Source organism: Chryseobacterium sp. VAUSW3, assembly GCF_002205795.1.
Taxonomy (GTDB): domain Bacteria; phylum Bacteroidota; class Bacteroidia; order Flavobacteriales; family Weeksellaceae; genus Kaistella; species Kaistella yananensis.
The window spans coordinates 865,376-877,400 of the sequence record NZ_NIUY01000002.1 but is presented as its reverse complement, the minus strand read 5'-3'; the positions used below and the strand labels follow the sequence as shown (position 1 = coordinate 877,400).

Here is a 12,025-nt window from a genome sequence, read left to right as displayed (position 1 = left end):
GGCAGTTTTCAAATCAACTGTTAACGGTGATTTTATCAAAGACCTGTCGGGTAGAAGTTCGGTCGGAAATGGTGATGAGTTTCACATGTTCCGGCAGTACATTTTCCTTCAGATTCTGGATGAAGTTATTGGACTTTTCACCAAACAGACGCAAATCGATGATCACGGCATCCAAATCCGCTTTAGTACAGATGTTGAAGACGCTTTGGGTCTCGGTAGGCTTTACGACCTCGAATTTCTTCTGCTTCAGAAAGTTTGAAATTTTCGAGAGGGAATATATTTTATTGTCGAGGATGAGGATCTTGCTTTTCATAATTCATTTTCAGTAAGTTATGAAACTGCAATAAAAAATTATGCCAGACGTGGAATGTTGTGCTCATTTTTAATTCAAACGTTGTCACTGATTTAAAAAAAACGCTGTCAAAATGGTGGACTTTGACAGCGTCTGAAAAATTAAAAACTATTATTCCTATGCTGAGTATTTTCTTTATCCGGCTTATCTTATCAACTTTGCCAAAGTGATTTTCATGGTGACTAAAACTTTGGCAAAGTAAGAGGACGGTGGTATGTTTTAAGATTATTATTCCACTCCGGAATATTTTTCTTTATACCGCTTGTAGAGTTCCTTTTGCTGGTTGTTGAGGTCGATCTGGCGGCCATCGATAAATGCTTCGGTGACATTATTCGTCAGCTGGTCCAGCGCGTCGCCGTCGGAGATGAAGAGGGTGGCGCTTTTGCCTACTTCCAGACTTCCGTAATCCTTGTCGATGCCGAGGATTTTGGCAATATTCAGGGTGATGCTCTGCAATGCTTTTTCCTTATCCAATCCGTAGGCAGCGGTAGTTCCGGCGAGGAAAGGCAGGTTTCTGGAATCGGAGAAATCTTTTCTGGCGCTGTAATCCAGGCCATGAAGAATTCCTTGGTCTGCTACTTTTTTCGCGAATTCATAAGGAAGCCGCGGCGAGGTAGATTCGTTAGGCGGCAGCGAGTGCGGGTTGGTGATGATGAGCGGCATGCCACTTCTTTTGATTTCATCCAAAACACTTTCCAAACCGGAGTTTCCTAAAAGTACTGTTTTCTTTACGCTGTAATCCTGTACGAATTTGATGACTTCCAGAGCTTCATTCGCTCCTGCAACCTCTGCAAACAGGATCTTGTCTCCGCTCAATACGGGCGCAATCGCTTCGAGTTTATAATCTTTAATTCCTGTTTTGGGCTGATAGGCTTTCGCTCTCGCGAAGAGGGTTTTCAGTTCGTTCAGATTGGCGTCCCGGCGTTCCTTCATTTCCTTATTGCGCTTTTCATCTGTCGATTTCCGGTGTTCAGGCCAGGTGAGGTGCAGCACGTTATCGGTGGCAACTACGGCATCCTGCCAATTCCAGCCGTCGAGGTGCATCACAGAAGAGGTTCCTTTAAGGATTCCGTTCCCCAGAACAGGCTGGGTGAGCAGCACTCCGTTGGTACGTACGGTAGGAATCACATGGCTGTCGGTATTGAAAGCGATGAGGGTGCGCACTTCCGGAACAAATCCATTAGACTCCACAAAATCCACCGTGGCTTTGGTTGCCGAAACTTCCACCAAACCGAGAGAATTATTGACGAGGATGAAACCCGGATAGACATGTTTTCCGGTGGCGTTAATGACTTTTGCGTTTGCAGGAACCGGGGTGTTGATGCCTGTGATTTTTCCTTTGTCGAAAATAATGGAGGCGTTAGGAAGCACGGCTCCTGTCGCGGTATGTATTGTAGCGCCTGTAATCGCTATGGGTGCCGACTGCTTAGGTGCCGGAGCCGGCCGCTGTGCAGCCACCATCCCCGAAATGCAGACGGAGAATGATAATATTTTATATAAAGACTTTTTCATGTTTTGATTTTAGTTTAGTGTGAATGTGACTCATGTTCTTCACCTTGCAGCGTGTCGCAGTGGTAGAGGATGCGCTGTTTTTTCTCGGCGCTCTGGGTGTTGCCTTTTCCGGCATCTTCTGAGAAGAGCATTTTCTGGATGATTCTGTTTTTCTCGTCTTTCACCATCTGGTCTTTGCGTTGCTGCTGTGCGGCATCGAAATACAGAATTCCGTCTACAAAAGTTTTATCCACGGTAGCGTAAATACTTAAAGGATTATCCGTCCAGAGCACAAGATCAGCGTCTTTGCCGGGTTCAATACTTCCCACTCTATGGTCGATCTGAAGCATTTTCGCCGGATTTAAGGTTACCATTTTCCACGCTTCTTCCTGGGGAACATTTCCGTATTTCACTGCTTTACCCGCTTCCTGGTTGAGTCTTCTTGCCATTTCCGCGTCATCAGAATTGATTGCCACATTTACGCCCGCCTGCAGCAGAAGTGCCGCGTTGTAAGGGATGGCTTCGCGAACTTCTTCCTTATACGCCCACCAGTCGGAGAAGGTAGAGGCGTTGGCGCCGTGCTTTTTCATTTTGTCGGCTACTTTATAGCCTTCAAGAATGTGGGTGAAAGTCTGAACGCGGAAATCGAAACGGTCGGCCACATCCATCAGCATGTTGATTTCGCTCTGTACATAAGAGTGGCAGGTAATGAAGCGGTTGCTTTTCAGGATTTCGAGCATGGTCTCCAAACGGAGATCTTTACGGAAGTTTTTATTGGTGCTTTTTTCCTTTTCATATTCCAGCGCGCGGGTAAACCAGAAGTCGAAGGCCTGTTCCACACCTCCTCTCGATTGCGGGAATCGGTTCGGATTATTGCCCCAGTTGCTTTGCTTCACGTTTTCGCCCAAAGCGAATTTAATATAAGGTTTTGCTCCGGGGAACAGCATGTCTTTTGGATCTTCGCCCCATTTGAATTTCACCATCGACGACTGTCCGCCCACCGGATTGGCTGAACCGTGAAGCTGCTGTGCTGCCGTAACACCACCGGCAAGCTGGCGGTAGAAGTTTACATCATCAGGGTCTATGGCATCGCTCATGCGCACTTCTCCGGAGTTGTTGGTTCCGGCTTCGTTTACGCCGCGTGCAAGCCCGATATGCGTGTGTTCATCGATGATTCCGCTGGTGAGGTGAAGATTGCTGCCGTCGATTACTGTGGTGTTTCCAGAAGAAAGTCCGGTTCCTACCTGTACAATTTTACCTTTGGAGACTTTTACATCGGCATTTTTAATGATGCCTTTTGCACTGTTGGTCCATACGGTAGCATTTTTAATCAAATAATCCTGCTGGGTAGGAAGCGCTTCCGCACCGAACGCAGAAAACGGATACCAGATTTTCCCCGGTTCATCGTTTTTGGCTTTCTCCTCTTTCTTTTCTTCAGGTTCATAGGCTTTAACAAAACGGATGGTCAGCGGAACACTTCTGCCGTCTTTGTCTGTTGCCACGGTGGTGCGGTTTTTATAGTCGGTTAGCGGAAGCATCAACCGGTAATTCTGCACGGTATCATTGGGCAGTTTCAGTTCGAGCGCCATTTTATAATCGGCTACCGCCAGTTTTGCTTTCCCTTTTTTGTCGTTCTGAATGATTTCTGCTTCAGGCTTTGTGATTTTACCTTTGATCTTCACGTCATAGGTCTGGTTATTAAGCTGTACCTGATAATCGCCGCGTACGTCGGTATCGGGCATTCGGGTGATGATGTTCTGCTTTCCGGAAACCCAGTTTTCATAAATGACGGACTCTTTCGTAAAAAGGTCGTCAGAAACAATGATGAAATTCGCCATAGAACCTTTATTAAGATTTCCGAGCGAGCTGACCTGAAGAATCTGTGCAGGCTTTTCTGTAAGGGACTGCAGGATTTCTTCCTTGCTCAACCCTTTTTTATGCAGGTCACGGATGCGGTCCAGAAAGGCATTTTTATCTTTGAGTCTGGACATGGTGAGCGCAAAAGGCACTTTTTCTTTCGCCAGATATACGGCGTTGTACGGCGCCAGTTCCCAGTGTTTCAAATCTGCTACATCCAGATCCTCCACATTCATGAGATCCTGACTCTGGAACGGTTTAGGATATTCCAGCGGAAGGATGAAGGTTCCGTTGGTGGCTTTCATTTCTTTTGCGCGCTGGTACTCGGTTCCCGAACCTACAAACACAAACTGTGTGGCCGCTTCGTCACCGATGGCATCGGCACGCAGTACATCCCATTTTTCAGAAGTTTCTATAATGGTCGGGAGTTTACGGTAGCGGTTAAAGGCTTCGAGGTTGGTGTTCTTGTTTTCCAGATAACCGGATTTTGCGTACCAGTCGGCATCCAGATAAAGCTGGCGGAGCAGTGCCACCGATCCTACGAGGGAAGAAGGGTAGGCCTGGCGAGAACTTCCTTTGCTGAAGGAGAGCATGAGGCCGGCATCTTCCTTAATTACTTTTTCTGAGGAAAGCCCTTCGCCCAGGGTAATCAGGACCGCAGAACCGCGCACGATTCCGTCTTCATTAAAACTCAGTGCCGCTCCGAAGCCCTGCTTCAGGTAGTCCTGAAAATCCTTGCTTTGGTTGGTAAAACTGCTCACGGCACGGGTATCAGCTTTTACGGCATCATTATATGCTGCTGAGGTAGCATCGGTAGGCAGATAGGTGCTGCCGGGATTGTAATCGTTGCGTTTGGCCTTCTCTACGCCAATGTTTGCATAAGGATCGATAAATGAGGGATATACAAAAGCTCCGCGTCCATCGATCACCACCGCATTTTTCGGGATGCTAACTTTGCCGGAAGCCACTATTTTGCCTTCCTGGAATACCAGCACGGCATTATCTACTTTTCTTCTGTAATCCTGGTACAGCGTAATGTTTTTTACGGCGTACACACTGCGGTCTTTTCCTTTGGTATCATTAGGCCAGAAGCCGACCTGCGCCGAGCCTGACACTATAATCCCGACCGAAACCACCGAGAGTAATTTCTTTAACATGAAGTATAGGTTTTCTGATTATTGGTTAAACCGGTAAATTTATAAATATTTAGGATTTAAAGCTGCTTATTCATAAAAATAACCGCATTTTTTTGTGCGGTTGGGTGTTTTTTGTAAATATTTGTATTGATAAATCACTTGCCAGTAGCAGAAGTGGGTGGTTTACTGACTATTTATAATGGATGATTTTTAAAATCTTTCCGTCACGGGGATCAATATCAATCTCAAATGTTCCTCCCAATTTAGGCATTCCGCCAGAGAGAAACTTTTCCAGTGTACGTTGATGTAAACTTCCTTTAAGGGACCATACTTTATTTCCTAAAAGCTTAATCTCATAGGGTCTTTGATTCTTGATGTGAGATTTGCCATATGTTTTGAATAAAATTTCTTCAGCGATATCAACAGCGGTTTCTTCATTTTTAACAGTGCAGCCGTCGCAGTTGCTAACCTGCTGATTCAGCGCCGTATATCGGTCTGTACTGAAAAATGCTCTGTACACCGCTATTCCCATAACCATGAGTATCAAAAATATCACTGCTCTTTTCATTTTCATAGTATTGTCTTAATTGATACATTTTATTCAATCCGCTCAAAGTTAGCGTTCTTTTTTTATGAAAGAAAATACACTTTTCACAAACTCCTCATTATTTTCGTAGTAGAGCAAATGCCCGCCGTTGATTTTCGCCACGCGCTGGTTCGGGAATTTAAACAGTTTATAATGCTCCGGACCTACAGCATGATCCTGCGTTCCGGTCACTACCAAGACAGGGACTTTAATCCCGGGTGTCAGTTTGGTAAAATCCCCATAGTATTCACTGATGTTCCATACGTTATTCCGGAAGCCGTTTTCTTCCGGTCTTTTCTCATCAATTTTATTCAGCGTATCCATGTTCTGCTGGCTGTCGGTCAGGAGTTTGTACATCAGACCTTTCTCATTCAGTTTGCCCATGGCTTCACCCAATGCGGGCATGTACTGTCCGTCCTTAATTTCAATTTTGCTTCCGGTAAGTTGGTTGGCATACGAAACCTGACTCATCACCGAATCGTTGAGGTAAAGTGTACTGCTTACCAGGATTAAACCTTTCAGATGGCTGCCGTATTTCGCTGCGTAGCTGGTTGCGATAATCCCGCCGAAAGAGTGCGCCATAAAATATACCTTGGCTGCGCCCAGCTTTTTACGGATATCTTCAATATCCTCCACCATGCGGTTTACGGAATAATCATTGGTTGCTGAGGCTCCGGAACGCCCGCTGCCGCGCTGGTCGTAATACACCATTTTGAGGTGGGTTTCCAAACGGTTGCCTTTCAGGTTTTCGAAGGAATCGCTCCACATGCCGGGGCCGCCGTGCACATAAATGCAAAGGTCGCGAGTGCCCGAAACTTTGGTAAAAAGTTTGGTACCGTCGGAAGTTTCAGTGAAAAAGGGGGTAGTAGTTTCTGCTTTTTTAGAAATCGTTTGGGCTAAGAATAACTGCGCCAGTACAATCAATACTGCGGGGAGGTACTTTGTTATCATAGAAGAATGGTTATTAGTTTTAGTTTTTATACAGCGATTGGTAGCACCTCCGGTTTTTTTTGTTACAGGATCAAACAAAAAAAATAATAGAGAAAGCTTTGAGAACCGTCACTTAAAAATCAAACCACCGCCCCGCATACCTGAACATCACAAAAAGGCGATAGCCATACAGCAGAACAATGGGCAGGGCGTAATACCATTTTGTCGGCAGTTTTTGGTTGCTGTTGATTTTCGTTTTAATATCGGCAATTACGTATTCTGGAATCAGACTTAAAGTTGTTTTAATGAGCAGGAACAATAATGAGGTCATGCAGCAGACCGAGAACGGGGATGAAATCCGGAATCAGATCTATGGGACTCAGCAGATAGGCTATGGTGAGACCGGCCACGATCTTGGCTGAAAGTGGTGTGCGGGGGTCGAAGAGTGCGTGGTAAATGGGAACCGTTTCCTGCTTCAGTTTTTTTACGTTCTCTTTGAGCTTCTGCAACATGAACTTTAAAGTAACGAATTCTGTTCCATTTAATGCAACAAAAAATCAACGGATCAAATGTGTAACAAAACAATAATCTCCCTTACTGATTAAAAAACAATAACCGTGTACGAAAAACTGAGAACCCACAAGCTGAATCAATGGCTCATTATCCATCTGCGCTATCTGTTAGGCGTAGCTTTCCTGCCTTCCGGGCTTACCAAAATTGTAGGCAACAGATTTACCCAGATTTCAACAGATCACCCCATCGGGTTCTTTTTCGAAGGACTTTATCAGTCCGGCATCTATTATAATTTCATAGGAGTAGCACAGGTTCTTGCGGCTTTACTGTTGATGACCCAAAGATTCGCTACCTTAGGTGCAGTCGTCTATTACAGCCTTATTGTTAATATCTGGTTGATTACCGTCAGTCTGTCCTTTAAAGGTACCTGGGTCATTACGTCACTCATGCTTTTGGCCTGCACCGTATTGCTCGTCTGGGATTATCAGAAGCTGAAAGGGATCTTTGCCTACAACACCGCGCCAAAGATCACCCTATACCCCGATCCGGACCGCCTATGGCAGGCCGCAGGCATCATCTATTTCGTATTTATTCTCGCTATGTCTGCCTTTCCTGCTGACCGTCTGTTTCCGAAGATTAGCGCTGTAATGGTGGTGATCACCTTTGTCGTCTCCAATAGAATTGCCTATAAAAGATATAAAAAGGGGAGAAAGTTCATTGAAAACATCAATCCCACGATGCAACAAACGAAACAATAAATCCCAGGAACAGTAAGGTAAGCCCAATGATTCTGGTCACTTTTGCAAACTTCTGATAGTTCGTTTCGTTATTCCTTTTATCGTAGTGATCTACGATAACCGAAATAAAATTAGCCGCACCAAAAATAAAAGCACCGTAAATCAGCGTGCAGGCAGCACCGTGGAAGTGTATGCCCCTCCCGCGTTTTCCGGGAATATAAATATCATCATTAAACCATCCGTAGGTGCCGTATATAAGCAGTGCAGCCGCAAAGAGGATGCATTTCATTCTTTCCTCTTCTGAAATATGATTGGGGGTGTGGGTGTTTTCTTTTGAATCTTTCATCTAATGAAATAAGATTGGATGGGTTTGCCAACGTGATTATTTAAATTCCTCATCAAAATCCGAATCCCATTTGAAACCGTTAATTAGCCAGCCTTTGCTGTTTTTGTAGTAGGTAAATATTAATCTGATGGCAGTATATTCAAATTTCACCAGGTAAGTTTCCCGAAACCCTGCATCTTTAATATTTTGTTCCGAAACTTTTACAATAGATTCCGCTTTCCCGTAACGCTCGGAAATCAGATTAACAGACTGTATGGTTTGGGTCTTCAGGTTATTAATTTCATTCACCGGCAGTGGCCAATACGGACTGAGGATATTGAAGGCTTCTTCAATTTTATTATCCCGGAAATCCTGGGTAACACTTCTTGAAAGAAGCTTCGCGGCCTCTATATCTTTCAGTAAGGTATTCTGGCAGTAAAAGTCGGTTAAACCAAAGACGATCAATAAGGTGATTAAAGTCTTTCTTAGTAGAGACTTTATGTTTTTCTTCATATGCTAATATGATTTTTTAGAAGGTTCAAAGTCTGTGGTTTTACATGGTGGGCGAAAAGTCAGGAGACTTTGCTCACCGGGGACTTTGCGCAGCTGGGGGTGATTTCTATGCTTTTGACTGCTATTTACTTTTAAAAACAATTTTGTATTGTCAGAATATTTTAATTATATTTGCATACTATAATTATCATTTTTGTTATGAGTGCAGGAAGAACACAAAATACACAAAGTCAGAGTTGGGGCACACCGAAAAAGTATGTTAAAGCCGTGAAGGATTTTTTTAATGGGAATATTGCATTGGATCCATGTTCTAACAAATATTCGATAGTAAATGCTAATGTAGAATACATTCTGCCGCAAAATGATGGCTTATTTGATTCGTGGAATTTTCCTACAATCTATGTCAATCCGCCATACGGTTCGGATAAGGTACGAAAGACCACGATAAAAAATTGGTTGAAAAGATGTAGTGATGCTTCAGAAATACATGGGTCTGAAGTAATAGCATTAGTGCCGGTTGCTACTAATACTGGACATTGGAAAAACTATGTGTACCCTAAAGCATCGGCGATTTGCTTATTATACGATACAAGACTTAAATTTTTGGAAGATGGTAAAGATACTGGAAAGGGTGCGCCAATGTCTTGTTGCTTAATTTATTGGGGTGAAAGATATGATGATTTCTTTAATCATTTTTTAAAGTATGGAGCTGTTATAGATATAAGGCCTCTGAGAGATTTACCAATAGGTATTGATAATAATTTGACTTTGCAGTTTACTAATGATTAATTTTCAAAAGGAATTATTCTGAGTTTGTTTTTTCCGTCTGAATTTAAATAAGCAAATTTAACATATGAGTCTGTGTCTAGTTCTCTTAAAATTTTGAAATCGTTTGCTGTAAGTAATTCATCTACCGCATTTTTCACGTCGTCATTAAAAAGATAGTTTGATTTTGTGATTAATGATTGGTACCGATCTCCAAATTTTTCTTTAAATGATGTAAATAAAGAAACTATGATTTCATCTGGAATGTATAAATTATGATCGTTACACAATCTAACCATTGAGCGGGATTTCTCTTCCCAGTGACCTGCTTCCCCTATTACTAGTACGGAGATGAAGCTATCATCACCATTTTTATCAAATGAACCGAGCACCTTTTTGCGTACGTCTAATGATACAAAGCTAGCTTGTTTTGCTTTCTCTGGGGTTTGGGGACCTGCAAGTGCCTCGTTTACATTAATTTTCTTTATCTGATTATCTGTAACCGTTATTATCTGAAGAATTATACATTTATTTAATGGGTCTTCTATTTCTGAGAGCGATTCATTTGAGAATTTCAGATGGAAGTTATTCGAAATATCCGTCGCAAATAAAATTTGAGTTCCTGCCTCAACTTGTATTATGTGCTCTGTGGTTTCAATGTGTTCTGGGGAAATTATTTTATTAACCTTTATTTTGATGTTATTCTCTGACCCATCGTTGATGGCATTGACATGGATAAGCCATTTGTATGAGCGACAAGTTGGAGACATTACGAAACTATAACCTTCGGAAATATCAAATTGAGGATTCGCAGCATTAAATACTTTGAAGCTTTGTTTTATAGTTTGTTCAACTCCAACCTTTTTACATTCTATTATGCCAAAAAGTTGCTCAGATGTGCTTTTTAAAGGTGTTCCCTCGGTATCTAAATTGTAGAAAGAGAATTCTACTTTGTGTTTTGCTGATGTTGCTCCTTCAACCCCATCTTCAACAACTAGAAAACGAGTAAGATCGCTGTTGCTGTGTAGTAGTCCCAAAATTAGAATTTCGATGGCATCTCCCACCTTTCTGCCAATCTGATGACCTCCCTGTCCTAATCCTTGCGTAAACTTAAAAATATTTGATAATGCCATTAAAATAATTCTTTAATATCCACCTCCAGAGCATTGGCCATTTTTTGCACATTTATAAGAGTGATATTTTTTTCTGCTCTTTCAATCATCCCAATATACGTTCTATGTAAATCGGCCTTGTGCGCTAGTTCCTCCTGCGAAATATTCTTAATCTTTCGGAGTTGTCTAACTTTATTTCCAAAGTCTATAAGTATTTTTTTTGTGTCGTCCATTCTTTATGGTTGATTTGTAAAGCTAATCGTAGTATACAGAATGAGCAACAGACTATAGTTAGCATGTTTTGAATGTAATAAACATATCTCGCTACTCAAATCTGACTGCATCGAATCTTCTCTGCGCTTAGTTTTTTCAAATTGCGCCTATTTCCCCAAATTTAACAACGTCCCACTCCCGCTTCCAAGCGTAGTCGTCGGCATTACGCCGTCCCATTTCAGGACGCGCTGGTATTCCACATAAGTGGGCGTAATTTCCTGCTGCTTCAGGCTGATCGCCTTGGCATCGGCCTGCGCCCGGATCACAATAGAGGCTGAATCTCCTTTCGCCAGCTGGATTTTACGCTGTGCATCGGCCTGCGCGACACGTGCCTGTGCTTCCGCTTTAATCGCATCAGCATCGGCAGTTGCCTTGTCTTCAATCGACTGGCGGATGGCTTTCGGAGGCTGGATATTGGTTTTCAGCTGCGAAACCATAAACCATTTTCCGATTCTTTTATTCACTTCCGACAGGATTTCCGCTTCATAAGTTTCGCGGTTGTTGAAAAGGTAATCAATCGAATGCCGGTTCGCCACATCATTGATGGCCCCGATGATGGCATTGTTCAGCCACCCGTCCTGAATGGCTTCCAGTCCGCCTTTCTTGTAGGTAGACCTCAGGTTCGTAAACATATCCGAGGCCGTAGATTCCTTCACCGAATAGTTGAACGAAGGCTTGATCGGGCAGGGGAACCCGCCTTTGGCAACAATAATGGATTCCGGATATTCGATATGTCGCTGGTCGAGCGGAATTTCCTGAATTTCCTGGGTGTATTTGTTGTAGAACACCACCCCCGAAACTTCTTCGGTATCGGAAACGCCTCTCCGGTCGCCGAGTAAGTTGATGAGCAGGCCTTTGTGTCCCACGCTGATCACGTCGTAATTCATGGGCTGTATGAGTGCCGCGAGGGCTGCGAGCAGAATAAAGGTGACGGGCTTCCATTTCACGCCGTTGGGCATCTGTTTCCCGTTTTTATCGGGCGGGGAGTAGGTGAGGATATCAAGTTTTTTGGTAATGATTCCGATGGTCACCACAAGGGCGATGAGGACAAGAAGTAAAAATGTTAAGGACATAAATAATTTTTAAAATGTAAGTTTTAAAGATACTCATTTTGCCGAATCCTGCAAAAAGGCAAACCGTAACGCCTGACATCAACTGACGCTGCCGAACGTTTACCGCAAAAGGAACAAAAGGCTGACGGGTGAAAGCTGGTCAAAAGCGTGCAAAAAATTTAGGGATATTGAATCTTTATGGGTGATGGATGACTGCAACAAGCTCAAAAACGGAAGAAATTCTCAGCCGTCTCAACCGGATTTACTGAGTCTGAAAAACCCTCCAACATCGAACAGTATACGAACAGTGGATATACAGTGGATATACAATGGATATAGAAAGGATATAGAAAGGATATAGATAGGATATACAGATTATAGGT

The 12,025-nt window shown here is 43.2% G+C and carries 13 protein-coding genes; 2 read left to right on the top strand and 11 right to left on the bottom strand.

The features are described 5' to 3' along the window. Positions 1-13: 13 nt before the first annotated feature. From CDW55_RS09310 to CDW55_RS12535, 6 genes are all read right to left on the bottom strand, one after another. A complete protein-coding gene (locus CDW55_RS09310; protein WP_088469455.1) occupies positions 14-313 on the bottom strand; it encodes a response regulator in 300 nt (99 codons plus the stop codon). A 267-nt stretch (positions 314-580) separates the two neighbouring features. After that, positions 581-1,864 carry an amidohydrolase family protein gene (locus CDW55_RS09305; RefSeq protein ID WP_143756215.1) on the bottom strand — a complete coding sequence of 428 codons (1,284 nt, stop codon included), beginning with the start codon at positions 1,862-1,864 and terminating at the stop codon, positions 581-583. A 14-nt stretch (positions 1,865-1,878) separates the two neighbouring features. Then, a complete protein-coding gene (locus CDW55_RS09300) occupies positions 1,879-4,857 on the bottom strand; it encodes an amidohydrolase family protein (protein ID WP_088469453.1) in 2,979 nt (992 codons plus the stop codon). A gap of 169 nt (positions 4,858-5,026) precedes the next feature. Next, positions 5,027-5,410, bottom strand: a complete 384-nt coding sequence (locus CDW55_RS09295) for a YbbC/YhhH family protein (RefSeq protein ID WP_088469452.1) — start codon at positions 5,408-5,410, stop codon at positions 5,027-5,029. Between the two features lie 42 nt (positions 5,411-5,452). Next, positions 5,453-6,373 (bottom strand): alpha/beta fold hydrolase, encoded by a 921-nt coding sequence (locus CDW55_RS09290; protein ID WP_143332951.1) that lies wholly within the window; start codon positions 6,371-6,373, stop codon positions 5,453-5,455. Between the two features lie 281 nt (positions 6,374-6,654). Beyond that, positions 6,655-6,864, bottom strand: coding sequence for a YkvA family protein (locus tag CDW55_RS12535; RefSeq protein ID WP_228399633.1), 210 nt, complete (start codon positions 6,862-6,864; stop codon positions 6,655-6,657). A gap of 105 nt (positions 6,865-6,969) precedes the next feature. Here CDW55_RS12535 and CDW55_RS09280 point away from each other — a divergent pair, with 105 nt between their 5' ends. Further along, positions 6,970-7,623, top strand: a complete 654-nt coding sequence (locus CDW55_RS09280) for a DoxX family membrane protein (protein WP_088469450.1) — start codon at positions 6,970-6,972, stop codon at positions 7,621-7,623. Here CDW55_RS09280 and CDW55_RS09275 read toward each other — a convergent pair. Then, positions 7,592-7,948: a hypothetical protein gene (locus tag CDW55_RS09275; protein ID WP_088469449.1), complete on the bottom strand. Its 357-nt coding sequence runs from the start codon at positions 7,946-7,948 to the stop codon at positions 7,592-7,594. The genes CDW55_RS09280 and CDW55_RS09275 overlap by 32 nt on opposite strands. Before the next feature lie 36 nt (positions 7,949-7,984). After that, the gene (locus CDW55_RS09270; protein ID WP_088469448.1) at positions 7,985-8,440 is read right to left on the bottom strand and encodes a hypothetical protein; all 456 of its coding nucleotides are present in this window, start codon (positions 8,438-8,440) and stop codon (positions 7,985-7,987) included. A gap of 198 nt (positions 8,441-8,638) precedes the next feature. On the opposite strand from CDW55_RS09270, the gene CDW55_RS09265 reads away from it, so the two are divergent. Next, positions 8,639-9,229 (top strand): phage N-6-adenine-methyltransferase, encoded by a 591-nt coding sequence (locus tag CDW55_RS09265; RefSeq protein ID WP_228399632.1) that lies wholly within the window; start codon positions 8,639-8,641, stop codon positions 9,227-9,229. On the opposite strand, the gene CDW55_RS09260 is transcribed toward CDW55_RS09265, so the two are convergent. The 3 genes from CDW55_RS09260 to CDW55_RS09250 all read right to left on the bottom strand — a co-directional run bounded on the left by CDW55_RS09260 (position 9,226) and on the right by CDW55_RS09250 (position 11,663). Next, on the bottom strand, positions 9,226-10,338 hold the full coding sequence (locus CDW55_RS09260; RefSeq protein WP_088469447.1) for a hypothetical protein: 1,113 nt from the start codon (positions 10,336-10,338) through the stop codon (positions 9,226-9,228). The two genes, CDW55_RS09265 and CDW55_RS09260, sit on opposite strands and share 4 nt — an antisense overlap. Next, the gene (locus CDW55_RS09255) at positions 10,338-10,550 is read right to left on the bottom strand and encodes a helix-turn-helix domain-containing protein (protein WP_088469446.1); all 213 of its coding nucleotides are present in this window, start codon (positions 10,548-10,550) and stop codon (positions 10,338-10,340) included. Before CDW55_RS09255 ends, CDW55_RS09260 begins: the two co-directional genes overlap by 1 nt. A 147-nt stretch (positions 10,551-10,697) precedes the next feature. Further along, positions 10,698-11,663 (bottom strand): SPFH domain-containing protein, encoded by a 966-nt coding sequence (locus tag CDW55_RS09250; RefSeq protein ID WP_088469445.1) that lies wholly within the window; start codon positions 11,661-11,663, stop codon positions 10,698-10,700. Positions 11,664-12,025: the final 362 nt, after the last annotated feature.